General features: G+C 42.0%; 18 protein-coding genes. 13 read left to right on the top strand and 5 right to left on the bottom strand.

The genetic code is table 11. From position 1 onward, the window contains the following. Nucleotides 1-63: 63 nt before the first annotated feature. Nucleotides 64-1,812 (bottom strand): tannase/feruloyl esterase family alpha/beta hydrolase, encoded by a 1,749-nt coding sequence (locus AY605_RS07110; RefSeq protein WP_064095736.1) that lies wholly within the window; start codon nt 1,810-1,812, stop codon nt 64-66. 702 nt (nt 1,813-2,514) lie between these two features. On the opposite strand from AY605_RS07110, the gene AY605_RS07105 reads away from it, so the two are divergent. From AY605_RS07105 to AY605_RS07095, 3 genes are read left to right on the top strand one after another with little or no spacing between them, the layout of a single operon-like run. Continuing rightward, on the top strand, nt 2,515-3,744 hold the full coding sequence (locus tag AY605_RS07105) for an efflux RND transporter periplasmic adaptor subunit (RefSeq protein ID WP_064095735.1): 1,230 nt from the start codon (nt 2,515-2,517) through the stop codon (nt 3,742-3,744). Further along, a complete protein-coding gene (locus tag AY605_RS07100; RefSeq protein ID WP_064095734.1) occupies nt 3,741-4,964 on the top strand; it encodes an ABC transporter permease in 1,224 nt (407 codons plus the stop codon). The genes AY605_RS07105 and AY605_RS07100 overlap by 4 nt, the downstream gene beginning before the upstream one ends. After that, the gene (locus tag AY605_RS07095) at nt 4,957-5,673 is read left to right on the top strand and encodes an ABC transporter ATP-binding protein (protein ID WP_064095733.1); all 717 of its coding nucleotides are present in this window, start codon (nt 4,957-4,959) and stop codon (nt 5,671-5,673) included. The genes AY605_RS07100 and AY605_RS07095 overlap by 8 nt, the downstream gene beginning before the upstream one ends. Nucleotides 5,674-6,016: 343 nt before the next feature. Here the strand turns inward: AY605_RS07095 and AY605_RS07090 are convergent, their stop codons facing one another. Next, nucleotides 6,017-6,517, bottom strand: coding sequence for a Dps family protein (locus AY605_RS07090; protein WP_064095732.1), 501 nt, complete (start codon nt 6,515-6,517; stop codon nt 6,017-6,019). A gap of 766 nt (nt 6,518-7,283) precedes the next feature. Here AY605_RS07090 and katE point away from each other — a divergent pair. The 7 genes from katE (at nt 7,284) to AY605_RS07055 (ending at nt 14,275) form a co-directional block, all read left to right on the top strand. After that, nucleotides 7,284-9,407, top strand: a complete 2,124-nt coding sequence (katE, locus tag AY605_RS07085) for a catalase HPII (protein WP_064095731.1) — start codon at nt 7,284-7,286, stop codon at nt 9,405-9,407. A gap of 72 nt (nt 9,408-9,479) precedes the next feature. Then, entirely contained in the window at nt 9,480-9,689 is a 210-nt protein-coding gene (locus AY605_RS07080) for a hypothetical protein (protein WP_064095815.1), read from the top strand. Between the two features lie 62 nt (nt 9,690-9,751). Then, entirely contained in the window at nt 9,752-10,735 is a 984-nt protein-coding gene (locus AY605_RS07075) for a hypothetical protein (RefSeq protein ID WP_064095730.1), read from the top strand. Beyond that, nucleotides 10,723-11,508: a PIG-L deacetylase family protein gene (locus tag AY605_RS07070; RefSeq protein ID WP_064095729.1), complete on the top strand. Its 786-nt coding sequence runs from the start codon at nt 10,723-10,725 to the stop codon at nt 11,506-11,508. The genes AY605_RS07075 and AY605_RS07070 overlap by 13 nt, the downstream gene beginning before the upstream one ends. Next, nucleotides 11,498-12,112 carry a class I SAM-dependent DNA methyltransferase gene (locus AY605_RS07065; RefSeq protein ID WP_064095728.1) on the top strand — a complete coding sequence of 205 codons (615 nt, stop codon included), beginning with the start codon at nt 11,498-11,500 and terminating at the stop codon, nt 12,110-12,112. Before AY605_RS07070 ends, AY605_RS07065 begins: the two co-directional genes overlap by 11 nt. Further along, a complete protein-coding gene (locus tag AY605_RS07060; RefSeq protein WP_064095727.1) occupies nt 12,109-12,822 on the top strand; it encodes a glycosyltransferase in 714 nt (237 codons plus the stop codon). The genes AY605_RS07065 and AY605_RS07060 overlap by 4 nt, the downstream gene beginning before the upstream one ends. Before the next feature lie 205 nt (nt 12,823-13,027). After that, on the top strand, nt 13,028-14,275 hold the full coding sequence (locus AY605_RS07055; protein ID WP_064095726.1) for an MFS transporter: 1,248 nt from the start codon (nt 13,028-13,030) through the stop codon (nt 14,273-14,275). Between the two features lie 25 nt (nt 14,276-14,300). On the opposite strand, the gene AY605_RS07050 is transcribed toward AY605_RS07055, so the two are convergent. The 3 genes from AY605_RS07050 to AY605_RS07040 form a co-directional block, all read right to left on the bottom strand. Next, a complete protein-coding gene (locus AY605_RS07050) occupies nt 14,301-15,734 on the bottom strand; it encodes an alpha,alpha-trehalose-phosphate synthase (UDP-forming) (RefSeq protein ID WP_064095725.1) in 1,434 nt (477 codons plus the stop codon). Then, nucleotides 15,709-16,572, bottom strand: coding sequence for a trehalose-phosphatase (otsB, locus tag AY605_RS07045; protein ID WP_064095724.1), 864 nt, complete (start codon nt 16,570-16,572; stop codon nt 15,709-15,711). Before otsB ends, AY605_RS07050 begins: the two co-directional genes overlap by 26 nt. A gap of 1,009 nt (nt 16,573-17,581) precedes the next feature. Then, nucleotides 17,582-17,776 (bottom strand): hypothetical protein, encoded by a 195-nt coding sequence (locus AY605_RS07040; RefSeq protein WP_064095723.1) that lies wholly within the window; start codon nt 17,774-17,776, stop codon nt 17,582-17,584. Nucleotides 17,777-18,283: 507 nt separating this feature from the next. On the opposite strand from AY605_RS07040, the gene sbmA reads away from it, so the two are divergent. The 3 genes from sbmA (at nt 18,284) to AY605_RS07025 (ending at nt 23,614) form a co-directional block, all read left to right on the top strand. Next, nucleotides 18,284-19,477, top strand: coding sequence for a peptide antibiotic transporter SbmA (sbmA, locus tag AY605_RS07035; RefSeq protein WP_064095814.1), 1,194 nt, complete (start codon nt 18,284-18,286; stop codon nt 19,475-19,477). Between the two features lie 689 nt (nt 19,478-20,166). Then, nucleotides 20,167-21,141 (top strand): hypothetical protein, encoded by a 975-nt coding sequence (locus AY605_RS07030; RefSeq protein ID WP_064095722.1) that lies wholly within the window; start codon nt 20,167-20,169, stop codon nt 21,139-21,141. Nucleotides 21,142-21,574: 433 nt separating this feature from the next. Then, nucleotides 21,575-23,614, top strand: a complete 2,040-nt coding sequence (locus AY605_RS07025) for a M13 family metallopeptidase (RefSeq protein WP_064095721.1) — start codon at nt 21,575-21,577, stop codon at nt 23,612-23,614. The last annotated feature ends 45 nt before the right edge of the window (nt 23,615-23,659 follow it).

Raw genomic sequence — 23,659 nt, 5'->3', positions numbered from 1 at the left:
AAAACTGGAAGAAATAAAAGTTATTTCTTCCAGTTGAATAAGCGTTTAAGTGAAGGGTAGAAGCTATCGAGCACAGTTAAAGCTTTCAGCTTTTTCGCTATCTCCCTGACCACTATAACGTGCAACTAATGGATATGGGCAGAGTGGGCGGGTCCGGTTTGGTGCCCAGTTTGACGGAATCTCGGGATTAATTTCTCCACTCGGATTGCCAGGACCTCGTGCAGTGGCAATGATACGATCAGGTTTTTCACCATATTCCACCCATCTGACCAGTGCAGTAAGTCCATCAAACTGGTCAGTAGCAACACCCTGAGAAACATGGTTCATACCTGGAACCCGGAAAAACCGAACGGAATTTTGTATATTGGCTGAATTGCGTTCCAAGAGTTGTTTATACCAGTTTTGTGACTCATACATGGAGGCAGTAGATCCATCTGCTACTGCATGGACTACAATAAGTTTACCTCCTTTTGAAGTCAGAGGAGTCAGGTTTAGTGGATTAGGTGGTCCCATAAATTCAACCGAACTTTCTTTATAGGTATCATCTGTCCTGAACAACTTGATAAGATCGGTATCGAAATTATAATTCAATGCAAATTCCAGTGGATTTTGCAAAGGTGCCTCCTCAGGCGGGACCTGAAAAGTAATTGCTGTGGCACTAGCAAGACCTTCTAGATATTGAGTAGAAAACAATTTTACATTGGCCCATTTCTGCCCGATGATACCCGGATCATAAGCTTCACCCACATAGAATTCTTCACCTTTAGAATTTACCGGAGCTTTAAATACATCGGAAATCACCTGAATCTGTTCTGCTGACAGGCAAGTACCATTTCTTTCACCCTGACAGACAGGAACATCTCTCTCAATATTAAATCGTGTCTGACACTGATCCACATCCTGCACCATACCATCGGTAATGCCATCAAGCTGGTCACACTGCCTTAAAACAGCATCTGCCACAACTTTTCTTTCTTCTAGAGTAAAAGCTGTCACTAAATCATCAACATCGGTGGCGACTTTTCTCAACTGTAGTGCATCATATATTTGTGCAACTATTGCCACTGGTAAGTCAAATGGAGGTGAATTGGCATAAATACCATCAAATTCATTTGGTAATCGCGTAGCTGCAATTAATGCAAGGTTACCGCCACGGGAAGGTCCAGCAGCATATGATCTGTCAGGCACTTTGTCATAACTAAACTTGATGAGCTGCTTTGCCATAGGGGTTAACTTGGTCATGGCAGCATAGCCATAATCAAGTCGCGCCTGAGGATCCAGTCCAAAAGTAGAGTTTTGTTCAAGCGTATGGCCCATATCTGAAGAGATCACTGTAAAACCTTCATAGAGAGCATTGGTGAGTGGCCCCCCACTTCCGATAAAACCTAGCGCTGGAATGATCTCGCCACCAAACCCGCCATTGCCCTGGAAAAGAAAGCGTCCATTCCAGTCCAGAGGAAGACGCATCTCAAACCCAATTCGATATTCTTGTCCGTCTACAGGGCTGGTTCGTGGAAACATATATCCTGTAACCAGACAATGTGCCCGAATGGGTTTATTGGCAACGGTCTCAGCACCTGCCTCCAGGGCAGTAGCTGAAGTAATCGTGGTGTTGGCATACTGAAATGAACCGAGCTGTTCACACTGTTTCTTTATTTTAGCTCCAACAGCAGGTGATAATTGTGGTGTCTGGTTCGAAGGAGGATTACCTTGATAGTTGTTATTGCCATTATCACTACTGCAAGCGGCCAATAATGAAATCATCATCAGCAGGCTTAAACGGGATAATATATTGTTATTTAAATCATTCATTTGAAGCTCCATTTTGTAGGAAAGCTAAATGGTTGAGTGGCTTCATAAAAATTTATCGATATTTAATAGCTTGTTTTAATTAGATAAAAATTTTAACTATCAGTTGGATAAAGATTTTAAGATGCAGGACTTTAGAGTTATGAAGGTTGTGTGAAGTTTAGCAGATATTAATGGTATAAGTGATATTCACTTTCAATACTTAAAGTTTTGTTACCTGATTTAATAAAACCGGATTCGATACGTAGCTCAACTATTTTTTATAAGGGTTATAACAAGCTATGAGCATCGAACAAGAACCTCAATAAAATGGAGAGGTAGAGTGAAATTTAGATAGAAAGGAAGCAAAGTCCTATCAATGAATGGGAAATACAAATCTTCTGATTCGCTCAGAAATTTTAAGTGATACAAATAGCTTTAAAAGCATTATAAAGATAATTCTTTTCAAAAAAATTAAAAAAAATAAACTGTTCAAAGATACATAGGTTGTAGTATCAAAGAGAGAATAGGAAACTTGATTAGATTAGGAAAATAAATAGCTTTTACTCACCACATCAGCCTTAAAAATGAGACATGAAAGAAAAATAAAGGCGATATAGTCTAGAGTTTTTAGAAATATTTTTATAAGTTTAAATGAATATAAACAAATTCCTGTACCTTGTTCACTCATATACAATTATTTAATCCTCAACCGGAGATGTGCAATTGCGTGTTGGCCGTTATAAGTTATTGATCATCATTGTCTTGCTGATACTGGTACTGGCTTTTGCTCTATTTCGCTGGTGGCAGGGACCAAAGGTACCTAGTTATACCTTAAGCGCCATGCCGCTGGTACAAAATGTCGTTGCGAGCGGGCGGGTCACGACTGTGGCACGGACTCAGATCGGCAGCGAAATTACCGGGGTGGTTCTCGAAACAAGAGTCAAAGAGGGGGATAAAGTCAAGCCGGGTGACCTGTTGGTGGTACTGAAATCTGATGAGCTTCTGGCCCAGGTTAAGCAAGCCGAGCTGGCACTCACCGATTTGGCTAAGGTCAAGCGCCCACAGGCAGAGGCTGAACTGGCCAGTGCCAAAGCGCAGCTAGATCAGGCCAGCCGTGAAGCAGCACGTAGACGCGCTGCTGGTGTAGGCATACTCTCGGCTGAAGAAATAGAACAGGCGGTAGAGACAGAAAGGGTAGCACGTAACAATTTTGAAACGGCCCGCCTGAAAGCTGAAGCCCTGGCATCCGGACAAGTTGAAGAAGCTTCACTGCGCCAACAGCTCGCGGTGGCACAGGCGCAACTGGCCAAGGCAAAAATACGTTCTACGGTGGCAGGAACGGTGCTGACACGTGATGTAGAGCCTGGCGATCTGGTTCAGCCTGGACAAACACTATTTACGCTGGCCTTGAATGGCAATACGGAAATTCGGGTGCCCTTGGATGAGCGGAACCTGCCGCAACTGGCCTTAGAGCAAACAGCTACTGTGATTGCAGATGCGTATCCGGATCAGAGCTTTCCGGCGCGTATCAGCTTTATTGCACCGAGTATTGATCCGCAACGTGGTACAGTAGAAGTCAGATTGATTGTTAATCCGGTGCCTGATTTTCTTCGGCAGGATATGACTGTTTCGGTCAATGTCGAAACTGCCAGACGGGAGCGGGCACTGGCCATTCCCAATGATGCCTTAAGCAGTATCAAGGGAGATAAGGCGGTGGTGATTACGATTCATGATGGGAAAATAAAGCATGGGCAGGTCAGTTTAGGCTTGCGTGGCCTGACCATGTCAGAAGTGGTTTCCGGCTTGAAAGCAGGTGACCAGGTGCTGGTGAATGCAGACTCTTCATTAAAGGATGGGGCTAGAGTTCGGGTAGAGCCGCAAAAAACCTCCGTGATGAATTCTGCTAATGATAATACAGATAGTAAAAATGAGTTACCGGTGAATTTCGATTGAAAAACTTTTTCGGGCGGCTCTGGATCGAATGGAAAATCGCGGTCAGTTTTTTGCGCGAGGGCCGGGCACAATCTCTGATGATCACTGTTGGTGTCGCGGTAGGCGTGGCTGTAATTGTATTCATTACTGCTTTGATTCAGGGGCTGCAAGCAAATATTATTGAACGTACGCTAGGCACCCAGGCCCATATCCGTCTGCTGTCACCAGATGAAGTCAATCAGGTGGTGTCGCCTCCTGCGGGTACTGTGCAATTGTTGCAAGAAGATAAACGGGCACAGCGACTGCGTTCGATTAATAACTGGCAGCAGATTACCGAAACCCTGGACCAGTTGCCTGTGTTGACTGCTGTCTCACCGGTTGTGTCAGGGCCTGCCTTTGTTCAGCGCGGTGATGCGATCGAGTCGGTGGCGCTGGTCGGAATGAATCTGGAACGTTATCAGCAGATTATTCCCTTAAAAGAATATCTGATTAGCGGGCAGTTACGAGTTGGGGCAGATGATGTATTGATTGGCAGTCAGTTGGCCAAAGATCTGGGAGTACAGGTCGGCAGCAAGCTGCGACTGGATACTGGTCAGCAGAACAGCGCTGTGGTCAATATTGCCGGTATATTCGAACTTGGGGTTCGTGATCTGGATGCTCGCTATGTTTATCTGGATTTAAAGCAGGCACAGTCTTTGCTCTCCCTGCCGGGCGGAATAACAGTCATCGATCTGACCATTGATGATATTTTTCAGGCAGACCAGGTTGCAGCACAAATCGCGCGCCTGACTTCGTTGAAGACGGAAAGCTGGATTGAAACCAATACGCAGCTTATGAATGCAATTACTGCCCAAAGTCTATCGACCAATATGATTATTGTCTTTGTAGCGATTTCGGTTGCGTTCGGTATTGCCAGCGTCATGTCTGTCAGTGTGGTACAGCGCACCCGGGAGATTGGAATTTTGCGAGCGACCGGTGCGACCCAATCACAAATTTTGAGGGTTTTTTTGTTTCAGGGGGCAATCTTTGGCTTGCTTGGTTCGGTACTGGGAAGTGTGGTCAGTTATGGTCTGGTTTGGGTCTTTAACAACTTTGGTCCGGGTCTATTCTATATTCCTATTTCGATTGAACTGGTCTTGCTGGCTCTATTGCTGGCGACATTAACAGGGGTGCTGGCTGCGGCAGTACCATCACGTCGGGCAGCGGCACTTGATCCGGTGGAGGCGATTCGTCATGTCTAATCAAGCTGAAGAAGTCCTACGTCTGGAAGCATTGCGAAAATCTTATAATATTGGCCAGCCTAATGAGGTAGAGATCTTGCATGGCATTGATCTGCGCATTGATCGCAATGACTTTGCTGCACTCATTGGCCCTTCGGGTTCTGGTAAAAGTACTTTATTAAACATTTTGGGGTTGCTGGATAAACCGACAAGTGGCGAACTGTATTTGTTGGGACAGCCTACCAGCGCGATGGATGATGCCGCCCGTACTGCATTGCGTGGCACCAGCATCGGATTTGTATTCCAGTTTCATCACCTGATCCAAGCCTTTAGTGCAATGGATAATATTTTAATGCCTTTAATGATGGCGCAGGGCAAGCCGAAGCAGCAGGCATTGCAACGCGCACGAGATTTGCTGGCCGCAGTAGGACTGGAAAAATTTGCTGAACGTAAACCGAATGAACTTTCGGGAGGACAGCAGCAGCGGGTAGCCATTGCGCGAGCTTTGATCACTGAGCCGGCATTATTATTGGCAGATGAACCTACAGGCAATCTGGATACCCAGACCGCGGCTGACATGTTTGAGCTGTTTCGTAAAGTGCATCGTGAACGTGGTTGTGCTGTACTTCTGGTAACGCATGATCCGCGCCTGTCAGCCACTTGTGACCGTACCATTAATCTGGTCGATGGCCGGATTGAAAGTGATTCAAGCAATTCTCCTCAAGATTAAGCTGTACTACAAGGAGCCAGGAGGGCTAATTTTTTGAAGCGAGAGAAAAGATATTTCAGATTTATAGCTTTCAAAAAATGATCGCCATAGCTGAGAGTGAAATAATCTATTTTTAAAAAAGGATGTAGGCGAGTGCCTACATCCTTAAGATTTTAACGGGTTACTTTTTACCATTATATTTAGGCTGCTTTCTTTTAAGCTGCTTTAGTCACTTAGGATCAATAAATCTAACTAATAAAACTAATAAAAACGTTAGAGCGTACCTATGCACTTAGGGTGCTCTGTTAAATATCTACTTCATCCTGTGAAATAAGCCGGGCTTCTCATTTGATTCAGTCTGGCTCTATTGCTCCAGACTGCTTCTGAGCATCCAGGCCGTTTTTTCATGCACTTCCAGACGCTGGGTAAGAATATCAGCTGTCGGCTGATCATTTGCCTCTTCAATCGTTGAAAAAATACTTCTGGCGGTACGTGCCACAGTTTCATGTGCATCTACGAGTAAACGCAACATTTCGTCAGCAGTGGGTACACCTTCGACTTCCTGAATGGAAGTAAGTTTTACAAACTGTTTATAGGTGCCTGGTGCTGCAAAACCCAAAGCACGGATACGTTCAGCAATAATATCCAGTGCATTCCACTGTTCGGTGTATTGTGTCATAAACATGTTATGCAGACTGTTGAACTGAGGGCCGGTGACATTCCAGTGGAAATTATGAGTCATCAAATACAGGGTATAACTGTCTGCTAAGAGTCTAGACAAACCGTCGACAATTTTGGCGCGATCATCATGAGAAATCCCGATATCAATTTTCATTGCTTTAGATTCTTTTTTAGAAGAGGCCATGCTCTTACTCCTTAAAACTTAATGCGATACTGTGTATGAGAATAAATTCGGATGGATTCAAAAACCTGAGTCAGAAGATGAGGTCATCCCTATAACTGGATAGTTGATCTCTCTATGAGGAGATCGATTTAAGTGGTTATAAGTTATAGATATTAGATGAGTATGCAGACATAAAGTTTAGTCATTATGTATAAGTGAGACGTAGGAGTGTAACCATTTAAAAATGACCATTTTGATCACGTTTACTAGCTAACGAGTTAATTCTTTAAAGCAAATGGATGCTTTAAAAAGTCTTTATCATTTCAGAAGTATAATAATCTAGAGTGCTGATTTATGAGTAAAATCACGTATTCTTATACTTAATCCGACTTGCCCACATCATTGGAGTATTTCTAATATCTTATTTTAAATAAATGGTTTATGTGAAAATTTAAAACATAAATAAAGCGAGAGTTTATAAAAAAATAACACAACACTGCCTTAATTAAACAAGTGACTACAAACAATAATAAATCTCGCTTCTAAATACAGTTATGTTAGGACACAGGCGAAACCAATGAGCATTTCTGCAAGTCAAATCTCTAAAAGTCAAAAATCTTCCAGTCAGTACATTTAGTAGATGAAATGTGAGACTGCGACAAGCTGTAGACGATTAACTTACGGATAAAGATGAACTGGTCAAGCCAAGCGACATACAAGCTCAAGCGATTTTGAGACAGACAAAAATATCTGCACTAAACTTAAGCTCAGCAAGGAAAAAAACATCATGAAAATTAAGGCCAATAGCCCTGCGTCTGGAAAAGACGGTTTAGATAAACAAAATACCAATAAAAAAAGTGAGCAGCTCGATGTATATCGTAGTGATGCTACCGAGCAGGCACTCACCACCAATCAAGGGGTTAAAATTTCCGACAACCAGAACAGTCTCAAGGCAGGCGTTCGCGGTGCCACCTTGATCGAAGATTTCATTCTTCGGGAAAAAATTACCCATTTCGACCATGAACGAATTCCTGAACGTATTGTGCATGCCCGTGGTGTTGGTGCACATGGTTATTTTGAGGCTTATCCGGGGAATGAAAAACTCACCAAAGCTAGCTTCCTGACCAATACCGACGTACAAACACCAGTATTTGTGCGTTTTTCTACCGTACAGGGACCGCGTGGATCAGCAGATACCGTGCGCGACATTCGTGGTTTTGCCACCAAGTTCTATACTGAAGAAGGTAATTTCGATTTAGTGGCGAATGATGCGCCAGTATTTTTCATTCAGGATGGCATCAAGTTCCCGGATTTCGTGCATGCGGTCAAGCCTGAACCACAGACCGAGATTCCTACCGGTGCCACTGCACATGATACTTTTTGGGATTTTGTCTCATTGGTTCCTGAATCTGCACATGCGGTCATGTGGGCCATGTCAGATCGAGGCATCCCACGTAATTTAAGAGCCATTCAAGGCTTTGGTGTGCATACTTTCCGTTTTATCAATGCCGAGAATAAAGCGGTTTTTGTTAAATTCCACTGGACCCCAAAACAGGGTCTCGCCCAGCTAGTCTGGGATGAAGCACAAAAACTGGCGGGTAAAGATCCGGATTTCCATCGTCGTGACTTATATGAAGCGATTGCCTCCGGTAACTATCCGGAATGGGAGCTGGGTGTACAGGTGGTTCCAGAAGAAGATGAGATGAAGTATGACTTTGACTTGCTGGATCCAACCAAGATTATTCCGGAAGAGCTGGTGCCGGTGACGCCGATTGGCAGAATGGTACTGAACCGTAATGTCGATTATTTCTTCGGTGAAACCGAGCAGGTGGCATTCTGTCCGGGACATATTGTGCCAGGACTGGATTTTACCAATGATCCATTATTACAAGCACGTCTGTTCTCCTATACCGATACTCAGCTTAGCCGTTTAGGTGGTCCGAACTTCCACCAGATCCCAATTAACAAGCCGGTTTGTCCATTCCACAATAACCAGCGTGACGGTTTACATCAGCGTATTGTACATACCGGTCAAGCCAGTTATGAGCCGAATTCGATTGACAATAACTGGCCGGCTGAAACTCCGCCCGCAGCACAAGGCGGTGGTTTTGAAAGTTATCAGGAACGTATTGATGGACACAAGATCCGTCAGCGTAGCGAATCATTCGGCGATCACTTTAGTCAGGCCCGTCTTTTCTACCGCAGCCAGGCACCACATGAGCAAAAGCACATTGTCGATGCCTATGTCTTTGAGCTGAGCAAGGTAGAGCGCAAATATATTCGTGAGCGTGAAGTTCTGGAAGTACTCTGCAATATTGATCTGGACTTGGCTCAGCAAGTGGCTGATCAATTGGGTATTGAAATTCCGGCAGAGAAAAAAGCTGCAACATTGCCGGATGTGCAGATTTCACCACGCTTATCTTTCGAGGCATTCAAACCCGAAGATATTAAAGCACGAAAAATTGCCCTGCTGGTGCACGATAAAGCCAATGAGGCCAGTATCAAAGCTGTTCAAGCTTGGGCAGAATCAGAAGGGGCTGTAGTGGATGTACTGACTCCAAAACCGGGTCCGGTACTGGGTCTGCAAGGCGAGGTGATTCCTTCCGATGGTATGCAAAAAGCCGAGCCATCCATCGCCTATGATGCCGTGGTGATTGCTGACGGTGACAATTACGATGTGGTGATGAAAGACGGGGTGGCAACTCATTATCTGCTGGAAGCCTACAAGCATTTAAAACCAATCGTGTTCTTGGGTGATAAAGGCAAGCTGATTGAACACTTACGCTTGGTTAGCGATGAAGGAACTCTGGTAAACGGACAGTTTGAAGCAGTACAAGATAGCTTCAAGACTTTGATCCTGAACCATCGTGTCTGGGTGCGTGAAGCAATTGCGGAAGCGATTCCTGCTTAAACCACCCATGCTATTATGTTGGAGGATAGAGGCTCCGGCTTCTATCCTCCCGGTTTTTATATGGACGAAGAGATGGTGAAACCGGATGTCAAACAGTTGTTGGCACAAGTACAGCAAGCCAAATGGAGCAGAGAACAGGACATTTATCTCATTGAGCATAATCATTTGCCTTTAGCTGAACTCATGCAGCAACTCTGTTTCAATGAAGAGGAGATTAATGCAAGACGTAAGGTATTAGGATTAACTACACGTTTGAAACAAATGCGTAAGCTTTCCCAATAACTGAAATAACTGACTTTAAAAAACACAAAAATATTCTCCGAATTTTATGAGGAACCGCATGCATGAACCTCGGTTCAATATTACAAAGATTTGAAACTTCTCCTCTGGAGCTACAAGAAAAAATTCACCACACTTTAATGGAGCTGGTGGAGATTTCCGCTCAGGTGCCATATCCCGCTTCTGGAGCTACCTTAAAACGCTGGCAAATACTCAGCCAGGTCTCAGCCAATAATCTGAGCTTGGGAAAACTGTTTGAATCGCATTTAGATGCTTTGGCCATTTTGCATGAACTGAATATTCCAGTCATGAAAAAAGGCTTATGGGCAGTATGGGCAGCAGAAGGTGGCCCCCGACCTTTAAAGCTGGAAGCAGGAAATCTCACCGGAATTAAGCCTTGGTGTTCTGCATCGGTCTGGGTGCAACACGGCTTGCTCACTTATCGTGATGAGCAGCAACAATCCCAGTTACTGATTCTGGATCTGCAGCAAGAAGGCATTCAGCATTATCAGGATGCATGGCAGGCAGTGGGCATGCAGCATACTTTAACTGCCAGGCTAGAATTGGATCGGGTAGAGGTGGAAAAAGTCGCTGCTCCGGATGCCTATCTGGATCGGCCCGGATTCTGGCATGGTGCCGCAGGTGTGGCTGCGTGCTGGTATGGTGCAACTGTCCGTTTGGCTGAGTATTTAAGGCAGACGTTCTTGGTCAAACCGCATGCCTATAAAGCCATGTATCTTGGTGAAATCAGTCGGGAGCTTCTAGCAACACAAGCCTTATTTTATCAAGTTGCTGAATTAATTGATCAGCAGCCACAATACTCACATGAATTAAACATTCGCAGTCTGCGTGCTCAGGTTGAAGCAACGGCTTTAAACGTGCTCACTCATGTGGGGAAGGCCCTAGGTGCTGCGCCGTATTGTGAGCATCCGCATTTTGCCCGGCTTGCAGCAGATCTTCCGGTATTTATTCGTCAAAGTCATGCCGCATTTGATTTGGAGCGAATTGGTGAATTAAGCGCACAGGAGGAAGCACTATGGACATTATAAGACATGAGATTGTGGGTGATCGTGTCATCCATGGTGAAGGTACAAGGCTGGAAGAATGGCGTACCTGTGAGATTTTGCAACAGATGCCGGAATTCGATATTCCTCAGGTTATTCCAACGGATGCCAGGATCTGCATTATTGCCCCTCATCCCGATGATGAAATTTTGGGCTGTGGAGGTCTGATTCAGCGCCTGGACAAACTTGGATATCAAATTGTACTTTTTGCCGTTACCAACGGGACAGCCAGTCATCCGGGCTCTAGTCTGTATACTCCCGAAGAGTTGAACCAGATTCGTCCTGCTGAAACGCGAGCAGCTTTAGAAGGGTTGCCTTTAAAACAGAATATTCTGCGGATCGCTTTAGACATTCAGGATGGCAAGGTGGCAGAACAGCGTGATTTGTTGCAGCAGCACCTGCAATCTTATCTGCAGCCGAATGATGTGTTAATTACCACATTTGTTCATGATGGGCATCCAGATCATGAAATTACAGGGCAGGTCACCCAGCAGCTGGCGACTGAGCTTAATTTGGCCTGTATTCAGGTCCTGATTTGGGCGTGGCACTGGGCAACCCCTGGAGATACCAGAATTCCCTGGAGCGTCGCTCATCAACTCAGATTAACTGAAGAAGAACTGCAATATAAGTCTATAGCTGCGCGATGTTTTAAGAGTCAGCTCGAGCTTGACCCTACCACAGAACAAGTCGCTATTCTGCCAGAACAGGCATTACAACGTCTTTTACAACCCTGGGAGGTGTATCTGTATGAACAGTAACGCAGCCTATGATCAGGAATATTTCGATGCTCTATATGCCCTGAATCAGGGAGATCCCTGGCAATATGAACAGCGTTGGTATGAACAGCGCAAACGGCAGATTTGTCTGGCACTATTGCCGCTGTTGCGCTTTGAATCTGCAATTGAGATTGGTTGCAGCAATGGCGTCTTTAGTCAGGAACTGGCGCAGCGCACCGATAGCTTAATGTGTCTGGATGCTAACGATACTGCGATCCGGTTGGCCCGGCAACGTTTACACACTTATCCGCATGTACAGATTTTGCAGCGTATCGTGCCCGATAACCTGCCAAAACAGAAATTTCAGCTCATTGTGGTCAGTGAAATTTTATATTATCTGAACTCCACTGCACTGGATCAGGTACTGACATGGTTGCATACTGCATTGGAACCCGGGGGATGTATCTTGAGCTGTCATTGGCGCACGCCCATCTCAGGCTATAGTTTGAATGGTGAAGATATCCATCAATATCTCAAAGCGCATTTAAACCATACACATCATTTAAGTTTACAGGACTCCGATTTTTTAGTAGATCTCTGGCTAAATACAGCGCAATCTGTGGCAGAGCTGGAGGGTTTAAGATGAAAAAAATCGGTGTGGTGATTCCGGCCTGTAATGAGGAAGCTTATATTGAACGCTGCCTGCTGGCGTTAAAATCAGCCCAACTTTATTTTTTTCAATATTTTAAATCAATAGAGAATCTTCCGGAAATCCAGATTCTTGTGGTCCTGGACAATTGTACCGATAATACCGCGGTTAAAGTTCAGCAAATGGGTATTCAGGCCATCAGCTGCGATTTTCGAAATGTAGGCAAGGCGCGTCATCTGGGCGTTCAGCAGATGATCGGGCAGGGCTGTGACTGGATTTGCTGTACTGATGCCGATTCATTTGTACAGTGTGACTGGTTTCAGGTCATGTCACAGCATCAACCGACCGATGCGATTTGTGGCGTGGTGGAGCTGGATCAATGGGATCATTTAAGTCACAAGACCCGTCAGGCTTACCTGAGACATTATCAGGACAGGATGGGGCATCGGCATATTCATGGCGCAAACCTGTGTTTTAAAGCTTCAGCTTATGTGAAAGTTAACGGTTTTCAGCAAATGGAGTGTCATGAAGATGTTGACTTCATCCATCGTTTAGAAGAAGCTGGCGCCCAGATTGTCTGGTCAAATCAGCTCAGAGTCACGACTAGCAGTCGTCTCAGTTCAAAAATTACTGCAGGTTTTGCCCATTTTTTACAAAACCTTGAGCTTAAACAGGCTACAAAAAAAACGATCAGCCTATGCAAATAAAAACATAAAACTATAAATTTTATACAATCAGAGACTTGTAAAAAATCTCAAATTTTGTGTCTAAAAAGTATTCCATTTAAAATTATTCTGTTTATAATTCACACAAATTCAGCCCTGCATACTTATATATTTTAACTATAAGTCTGTGGGGTTTTTATATGGATGCTCGGTAATGGATGCCTGAACCCTCTTTTTTGGTAATACAATGTTCAATCAAACACTGCTTTCTCGAATTCAGTCTCCATCACCATATTTATGGCAGAAAATAGCGACTGCGTTGTGCTTCTTCTGCTTGGGCTTTGGTACTGCGGCTTGGGCGCCGTTAATTCCATATGCACAGCAGCGCCTGTTATTAAATCATGCTGATTTCGGTCTGCTATTGCTCTGTGCCGGAATCGGTTCGATGCTGGCTATGCCACTGGCAGGCCGACTGGCCAATGCCTTGGGTTGCCGTGCAGTTTTAGCAGTGATTCTGAGTGCATTGATGTTCATTCTCCCTGCGCTGGCTTATAGCCCAAATCATATAATGATGGCTGTCAGCCTGTTTTTGTTTGGTGCAAGTGCTGGCGCTTTGGGTGTTACTGTCAATATGCAGGCTGCACAGATTGAGAGAAAACTCGGTAAAAGTTTAATGTCCGGTTTTCATGGGGTATGTAGTCTAGGTGGTCTGGCGGGGGTGCTGGGTATGACCATGTTGATGGGATTCGGACTGGCCCCTTTAAGCGGTGCGATCATTGTCAGTGGCATTTTGCTGCTTATTGCCTTAATTGCTGTTCCTTTTAGCTTGGGTGCTGAGTCTAAAACAGTGACAGATGAAGCATTGTCACCAGAACAGCCTGTGAAAAAAGCAGCACCGACCTTGGCGATTTTAGGCATTGGCCTGATCTGTTTTGTTGCCTTCCTCTCTGAAGGTGCCGCCATGGACTGGAGTGGTATTTATCTGAGCACTGAGTTCAGTTTACCAGCTGCACAAACCGGTTTAGCTTACAGTTTCTTTGCTGGCTTGATGGTACTGGGACGTTTTAGCGGACACTTGATTGTTAACCAGTTGGGTGAAAAAAATACGATTTTATTAAGTGCGCTCCTGGCGACCACCGGTTTGTTGACAGTAGTGTTTGCGCCAGTCTGGCAGGTGGTATTGGTAGGTTATGCAATTTTAGGCTTAGGTAGTGCCAATATTGTACCGCTGATGTTTTCCCGTGCAGGACGTCAAAAAACCTTGGCTTCACATGTAGCATTGTCTTATGTATCGGTATTTGCTTATACAGGTTCATTGATTGGACCAGCATTGGTAGGATTTGGCAGTGAAATGATTGGATTAAGTCTGGTATTTAGCGTAATTGCGATTGGCCTGTTGGGTATTACGATTTTGAATCATCTCACTGCAGAGCCAAGAGAAGTTCACCAAGGCGGAGATGCAGTTGCCCCTCTTCAAAATGAAACACCAGCTTAATGCTGGTGTTTTTTAGGCTCAAAACTTAAGCAGTTACGCTGAACTGGGTTGACGCTCCGGTAGCCACAGGGCGATAGATCCGCAGACTTTGCGAGTTTTTCAGGTCAGTAATGAACTGATCACGCCAGCGAATAATATCGAAGTTTTTCAAGCCCTGATTTAAATACCGATAACGCTCTAAACGTTCTGATTTAGGCATGCGTAGCGCTTTTTTCAGCGCCTTGGCCATACTGTCGTGTTCATATGGATCCACCAGTAAAGCTTCTCTCATTTGTTCGGCAGCGCCGGCATATTTAGATAGAATCAAGATACCGGGATCTAGAGGATCCTGTGCAGCAATATATTCTTTGGCAACCAGGTTCATACCGTCCCGGATCGAATTTACCCAGCAGATATCTGCCTTGCGATAGAGTTGCATCAAGGCTTCATGCCCCAAGGTGTCATAGCTGCAATCAAAAGGTACCCAGTCCGCTGTACCCTGCTGGGTATTAAGTTCCTGCACGGCAGATTTAAATTGCTCATACAGATTTTGGTAGGTTTTTACATCCAGCCGGCATGGGCAGGCAATTTGTAATTGCTGGAATTGATTTTTAAATTCTGGCTGATCTTCTAGCAGGCTCTGCAAAGATCCGATTTTTTCCAGTAAGCCTTTACTGTAATCAATCCGGTCAACCGAAATGATGGTTTTATAAGGCGGCGCTGTGTCGAGACTAAAGGGCAGCTTTTCTAGATGGGTATCTGAGGCCTGATTTTGTAGTTGCACAGGATGCACACCAATTGGATAGCATTTCACATGAATCTTTCGAGATTGATAATTCAATATTTCACTATGACGATGTTGGACTTTCAAGGTCTGTTCAAGGAACTGCAGACAATTTTCCTGATCGCGAGAAGTTTGTAGACCCACTACATCATAATTGGCTAAATGATGGGCCAGATCGCGATAAGCAGGTAAAGTCTGCCAGAGTCTCAGTTCAGGAAAAGGAATATGCAGGAAAAAGCCAATACGGTTACGCATGCCGAGCTTACGACAATAATGCGCCACACTTAAAAAATGGTAATCATGGATCCAGATGATGTCATGAGGAGAGGCCACCTGTTTCAGGTGTTTGGCAAAACGTAAATTAACATCCTGATAAATTTTAAAATCTTGGGGCTGATAATCTACCAGTTGATGTTGATCGTGCATTAGTGGCCATAATGCATTATTGGCGAAACCGCAATAAAAACCCTGATATTGGGACTCGGTCAAAGGGCTCGTATGATATTCAACATTCTGATGTTTCAGGATTTGGAATTTCTGTTCTTTCGTTTGTTCAACTCGGGATCCATTCCAGCCAACCCAGATACCGCCTATATCATGCAAAGCATCCTGCAAAGCAACCGCTAATCCACCTGCCTGGGTATTGTCTGCCTTGGGTAGATTTACACGATTAGATAACACTATGAGTTTTGACATGTAATTTCTCCAATAATAATTGTTGTTGTGCTTTCAATATTTCTAAGAATTCCGCAAGAAAAGCCTGCACCTGGGTTACCTTTTCAAGGCGATGGTGTGCCAGGGTTTTGCCTGGGCCGACTTTAATGGAGCAGCCTTTAAGAGTATTGATGACCTTAAAACCGGCTTCGTCAGTCAGATCATCTCCAATAAAAATGGGGTAATAATCATTTAAATGATAATGTTGAATAATCTTTTGGATCGCTGCACCTTTATTTGCACCTTTGGGTACCAGTTCAAATACAAACTTTCCAGCCTTAAGTTCAAAATCTTGAAAGTGAGCGAGACAATCTAGGGCAAAGGTGTGTACTTGTTGTTCTAAATAAGGATGTTCACGAAAATGTAGGGCGATAGAATAATCTTTAATTTCTATCCGAAGCTTAGGAAAATCAACGCATCGCTCGTTAATATGGTTTTTTAATAATTCAAACTGTCTAGAATTTAAATTAACTAAATTTGTTAAATTTGACTGATAGCATAATTCTAGACCATGAGAGCCGGCAATATTCCAGGTGAATGGATAAATGAGTTTTTGTGCTTGTGCAATTGAGCGGCCTGTCACTAATACCAAGCTAATATATTTTTGTAATTCTTTTAAGATATTTAAAGTTTCGTTCCTGATTATACTTTTTTCCGGGTCAGGGTGAAATTCAGAAATGGTCCCGTCAATATCAAGAAATAAAACTACTTTATGTGAATAAATAAAAGATTTGAGCTGGGTTAAAATCATATGAGGTAATATATAAAAAGGGCTTACAAGTGAATCTTCTTGGTCTTGATCTGCCTTTGGAGTTGACATAAATATTACCTAAGCCTCTGAAATTAAATTTAATTAAAATTTAAAACCATTTGAATTGTCATTGGTTTAATTAAATTTATAGCATATTTCATTTAAAAGTCTGGCTTTAAGTGCAGAAACGAAACACTTTTAACAAATATTGTTACTTTGTAAGATTTAGAAATATTTAGATGAGGTGCTATTATTTTTAATTAAATTTAAAAATGGATTAAGAGGAATCTTTAATGCTTTTATTTAAATAGGATGGTTTTTTTGTTGTATTTTAATAATTGTTCCTGTTATATTAATAATGAGTATTGTTTGGATAATAAATATATTTATTCAAGGATATATTTTATTTTTAAATATTTTTATTTTTTTAAGTATTAATATTTTTAAATTTTTTATTTAAAATAGTTTATTGATTAAGTTTATGAAAAATAAAGATTTTATATGTTAATGAATAATCTAGAAAAAGATTATTTACTGAAATAAATCATAGAAGAAGATTTTCATTATAAAATTTTTACAGATTAATTTTTTAAATTTATTTAGCTGAAGCAGCCTGGTAAATTGAGAGTCAAGGTTGATTTTTTCATTCTGGTCTATGTATTTTACCATAAGGTATAAATATTTTGAGAAAAGGCAAGTTTGTAAACTGTTATTTGTCGACCATAAATAACTTGAAAGTTCTCATTCTTTAGATGAGGAAAAGCAGTTGGATAAAGTTGTGCTAAAGAGACAGGAGTGATGCAATGGACTTTTTAGGAAAATAAAGTTAACAAAAAAGATCAAAAAATGACTATTTCTAATTTTTGACTAGTAATAAATAAATGAATTTCATAAATATTTTTTGAAGGAATGAATAACTTTAGAATGAGTATATGCAGGGCATTACAAGCGAGAGAATAAGTTTTAAGAAATAATGAATAAGCTATGAGAGGGAGGCTAAGTTGGGGGTCGTACCATTTAAATTAAAGCGCCAATACCTGATACAACCCAATCATCAACATGGGGGGAGGGGAAATACTCAGATTTCTCTCCAGACCTCATTTTCGTCTTTTAAAGGAATTGTAAAGTTAAAGTCATCATCATTACTCACCAGAAGACTGGTTGGAGTCTGCATGACAACTTTCAAAACAGTGCCTGCTTCAAAAATAATAGGATCGCAGTTTTCCTTTCTTAGCGTCACTGGTTTGAGTAATTCAATTACCGAACTTTCCATAGCTTTTCCAAAATAAGATTACTTTTCGATAATTAAATCATAGCATGATTTTTGAAAATTTAACCATTTCTTCAAAAAACTGAGAACTCGATCAATGACTTGTTTAAGTAAAGAGAAATACGGCCATTCAGAGAGGAATCTCCAGAAGACATGCGGTATACATGATTTTCAACCCACTTTTTCAGAGTATAGATGTATTAGATTTTTTACAGAAACCCGACAAATAATAAAAATAGAAAATTTGCGCAGAGGGAAAAGTTCAAAAAAATTATGATCTTTGTACTTTTTACTCCCCTACTATGAAGAGTTAGCGGGTAGTAACTGAGAATATACGAAAAAGAATTATCATGCAGAGTTGACAGCTAAAAATAAGCTTTCAGAGAACAAGTATCCTCCTGTCTTTTACACTAAATTTAAAAATAATGCTTTATAACAGTAAAAATCCGCAATAAGAATAAAATATGGATTATTTGAATGACCAAAAAACATAAGGAGAGCTGTGTCGGTATGTTTAAGTCATTTTTCCCACAACCCGTCTGGTTTTTTAGTAGTCTGATTTTGTGGTTTATCATTAATCTTGTGCTTTGGCATAGTGGCGGATCAGGATGGGGCGTTTATCTGGGTTTCCCTGAAGGCTCTCCTGATGAAAAACTTACGATAGGCATCGGTCGTTTCTGGTCGGACCAATTTATCTGGTTCTATCTCTGGTATTGCATTGCGACTGCTATATTTGCCCTGTTCTGGTACTGGAAAGCCAGACATCCATGGCAGCGCTGGTCAGTCTGGGGTTCGGCATTTATCCTGTTTAATATCTGGTTTGGAGTGCAGGTAAATGTGGTATTAAACGAATGGTACAGTCCGTTTTATGACCAGATCCAACAGATGCTCACCAAAGGCGGCGGTGATGTGTCATTGCTTTATCAAGGGGCATTAACCTTTATTTATATTGCAATAGTTTATGTCACTTTGGCCGTATTTAACCTGTTTTTTGTTAGCCATTACGTCTTTCGCTGGCGTACTGCGATGAATAACTATTATACCGCGCATTGGGAGCAATTACGCCATATTGAAGGTGCATCGCAGCGTATCCAGGAAGATACCATGCGTTTTGCTAAAACTACGGAACAGTTGAGTGTTTCGCTGATTGAAGCACTTATGTTACTAATGGCCTTCCTTCCGATCTTGTATCAGCTATCTAGTCACGTGAAGGTCTTGCCAATTGTGGGAGAAATACCACATGCTTTAATGTGGGCCTCAATCGGCTGGGCGCTATTGGGTACGATCATTTTAATGGTTGTAGGAATGAAACTGCCCGGACTGGAGTTCAATAACCAGAAAGTTGAGGCAGCATATCGCAAAGAGCTGGTATATGGCGAAGATTATGCTGATCGGGCACATCCGTTGACATTACAAGAACTGTTTAGCCGGGTACGCTGGAATTATTTCAGGCTGTATTTTCATTATGCTTATTTCAATATGGTGCGGATCTGGTATTTGCAGTTAGACAATATTTACGGATTATTTATTCTGTTTCCAAGTATTGCGGCGGGTGCTATTACGCTGGGTTTGATGATGCAAATCCTGAACGTGTTTGGCAAAGTCCGCGAATCTTTCCAGTATTTGATATTGTCATGGCCTACCATTATTGAACTCATGTCAATCTATAAACGTTTGAAAGCATTTGAATCACATATCGATTAATTTTTTCTCATATTATTAGTGTACTTTATCAGCCAAACAGAGTTAAGTTTGGCTTTTGTTTATTGTGATTTAGTTCACAAAATCCAATGGAAAATAACGATCCAACCCTAATCTGAATGAACCGGAAAAATAGTTGTAGAACCTCCTAATATTGGGGTATTCAATTATTTTTTTCTTGGCTAGAATCCTAATGGCCAGCCAAGATGGTGTTTAATTTCCAGTGGTTCACGTATAAAAATAAAAAATGTACGTTGAGGAAATTATTCTTATGCTGATCTTGTTCAGGCAATGCTATAGTGGATAAAAGGTAATTTTTATTACACATAATAATAAAGCTCTGTAGCGTTATCTGAATAAGCCGCCGAAGAAGGAATCACCGCCTTCTTCGGTTTTTTATGTGTTTTTTCTTTCTTTTTCTTGAGTCCTATATAGTATTGTTTATTATTTGATCTGGGTTAATAATGATACTTGTGTCAATTTTTATCATGTGAAGCTTGGCACAATTAGCAGACTTGAGACGGATATGTATTTTTTTACCGTTTAAATTTTATAATTATCAATATCTTGTGTTTATGGTTTTGTGCTATTTTCGCTTTGTTATACAGGGGTTTGGGGTTGAGATGTTTGCTGAGAAGCTAAAAGTAATTATTCTAATAATAGGGGCAGCGAGTTTAGTCGGTTGTAATAGCATGAACCGGATGAAAACAGAGGTTTTACATCCTTTTGCCAGTCCTGACGAGCTAATTGCCAAACGGGCTTTAAATCAACGTGATGGTAGTGCAAAAGATTATGTTTATCTTTGGGGGCAAGCACAGAAAAATAATACCACTCAGGCGATGTATCCTCGGTCCATACTGACGCAATATTGTCATGAACAGGGCGGTAAATTTTCTCTGCTGTACAAAAGTACTTTTAGTGCTGTAGCAGATGTGGCTCAACGCAAACGATTGAGCAGTAATCGAGGTGTTGTCCAGGGAAGTGGTGCCTATCAGTGTCGTATGGATGATCTGACAGAAAGCTGGATTGTTTCGATTGAGCCGATTTCTGAGCGGCAGGTTGATAAAACCAGCCAGACGCGCAGTGTTCGATTACTCATCCAACTTATGAGTCTTTCCAAAGCCCAAAACTTTTATCGTCCTAAAGCCAAGCTTGCAGCTGAAAAAAATATGGCTTCCTCGCTCAAAAATACCACTACTAATAAAGCTTCGGCTGCAAAGAATACCAAGGAACTTAAAGAATTAGCGGTCAAAGATCTGGAGAGAAAAGAAGTAGAGCGCAAGGAATTAGAAAGAAGAGAGCTGGAGAAAAAAGAAGCAGAAAAAAGACAGCTGGCGGCATCCGCTCGTGCTGTGGTGGCAGAAACACCTCAGCAACAACAGATGAAAAGTTATGTGTCGGCACGTCGTGATATTAACAGCGGCAAGAATCTTAACAATGCCTGTAACAACGCACAGCGTGCCTATAATTATGGGAAATTGCAGGGCACAGAAGGGACCCGTGTCTATACTGAATCAGGGATGCTGGTCGCGCGCTGCCTGAACAGTATTCCGGTCTATGCCAGCCGTTTCCCGAATGCTAAAGCTCAATCCAAGCGAATTCTGCAAAATTTAGCCAATAACTTTAATCATAGTGGTGCAAAAAATATGTTAAGACAGATCAAGTAACTTTAAGATCTTTTCGTGAAAATTTTAGCGCCTGAAAAAAGAGAGCGTGCATCTTTTTTTTCAGGCGATCGAAATGAAAAATAATTTGATTTATGCTTATAAGCATCGAGATAGAGAATATTTAAAATAGCTCTAAAACTGATAAAAGATTTTGCTTTTATGGAGTTAGAAAAATGAATAATGACTGGTATGGTGATATTAAAAAAATTTAGCAGGTCAGAAGTAAAAAGAAGCTTTCATATCAGGTAGTAGTCATTATCTGGAATTTATTTATTATTTCTGTCGATTAAATTTAAGATTATTCAACCATATATAATAAGTTATATTGGTACATCCTTTGCTTAAAACTATTCAGTTTTGAATATAGAGGACAATGCGTTAAAAAATAAAAAACCAATTGATTTCAACCATATAAAATAATGAGATTTATCGCTTGAGAAAACATATTTTAAGTCACTTGATTTTTATGGGTGCGTTTCTAGCTTCACCAATGAATCATGCAGTGACTACGACTTACTTAAAGTCCGCAATTGATCTTAGCTCTATTGATAGGACAGTAGACCCAAAGCAGGATTTTTATCAGTTCGTGAATGGAAACTGGCTGAAAACTGCAAAAATTCCTGAAGATCAGGCCCTATCAGGTGCATTTGCCGAATTGAGTATGAAGTCAAGTCATCAGTTATTTACCATTTTTAATGAACTGGCTAAAAAGCAGCATCCGCAAGGCAGCAATGAACAAAAAGTCGCAGATTTATACGCCAGTTATATGGATAGCAAACGTCTGGAACACATTGGGTTAGCAGGATTACAACAAGACTTGCAGCGGATTGAAAATATCAGGACTAAAAAAGATCTGGCAGAATTCTTTGCCTATGCAGAAAAAATTGACCTGAACTTGCCATTTTCTACCGATTTTCATCAGGACCGAAAAGCGTCTTCAAAGGCTATGATGTTTGTGGGGCAGGGTGAATTGGGCATGCCTGACCGTGATTTTTATTTGAGCGAGCAACCACGCCATCAGGAACTTCGGAATACTTATCTGCTGTATGTTGCCAATACCTTAAATTTTGCCGGTCAGCCCAAGCCGATTGAAGATGCACGCACCATCCTGGCTTTGGAAAAGGCATTGGCAAAAATTAGCTGGTCAGCCACGGAGTTACGCCATGATGAGGTGAAAGCCTATGTCTTTGCACCTAAAAATGTTATTACCTTCATGCCTTCTTTTGACTGGATGAGTTATTTTTCAGAACTAGGCCTAAAAGGTATGGGAAAAGAGGTTGCTATCTCTCAGGTTGATTATTTACGACAACTGGACGAATTATGGAAGGTCATTCCGATCGAAACCTGGCAAACCTATTTGAAATTTAATTTGATCAACAGTTATTCACCATATTTAACTGAAGTTTTTCAGAAACATTATTTTGATTTTTATGATACTGCTTTGAATGGAATCCAAACGCGTTCTCCACGTGATGAATCTGCTCTTGAACTGACCAACGGCATTTTAGGGAATGTTCTTGGCAAGCTTTATGTAGAAAAGTATTTTGATGAAACACAACGCCCGGCCATGCTGGAAATGGTGGAAAATATCCGTAAAGCATTTCATCTAAAACTTGATCAGGCCAGCTGGATGGGAGCGGATACCAAAAGAGAAGTGCGACATAAACTGGATAGTATTAATGTCAAAGTTGGCTATCCAAAAACATGGCGCGACTATTCAGCCTTGGATATTCGTAAAGATGATCTGATCGGAAACATCCAGCGTACCCTAATGTTAAATTTTCAACGTGAACTGGACAAGGTAGGACAGGCCATTGATCCGGAAACCTGGTACATGTTGCCGCAATCGGTAAATGCCTACTATAACGCCCAACTCAATGAAATCGTGTTACCAGCGGCAATCTGGCAGCCTCCATTTTATTATGATACAAGCCATGATCCTGCGGTCAATTATGGGGCCATAGGCGCTGTGATTGCACATGAGATTAGTCATGGTTTTGATGATAAGGGCAGTCATTTTGATGCAAAAGGTAAGGGTGGAGAAAAGTGGAACGAGCATGACCGTAAAAAATTTAATGAACGTACCAAAGCCTTGGTCGAGCAATATAAACAGTATGAAGCATTACCCGGATACAAGGTAAATGCTGAATTAAATACAAGTGAAAATATTGCAGATAACCTGGGGCTAGGGGTCGCACATATGGCTTATAGATTATCCCTTAAAAGTCAGCCAGCACCTGTCATTGATGGCTTTAGTGGGGATCAGCGCTTTTATATGGGCTGGGCACAGGTATGGCGCAGCAAGAGTAATCCTGAATATCTGTTGAATAGTCTGAATCTTGCCCCCCATGCCCCGGAACCCGTGCGTGGAAATGGCGCTGTACGTAATCAACAGAGTTTCTATGAGGCTTTCGAAATTAAAGAAGGTGACAAGATGTATTTGCCACCAGAAAAACGGATATCCATCTGGTAGCGGTTAAAAAGCGGGGCCGTGAGTCTGAAAACAGCCCTGTTTTTC

It is taken from the genome of Acinetobacter sp. SFD (assembly GCF_001647575.1).
Lineage (GTDB): Bacteria > Pseudomonadota > Gammaproteobacteria > Pseudomonadales > Moraxellaceae > Acinetobacter > Acinetobacter pecorum.
The sequence above is the reverse complement of the archived record's forward strand: the minus strand, read 5'-3'. Positions and strand labels throughout refer to the sequence as shown.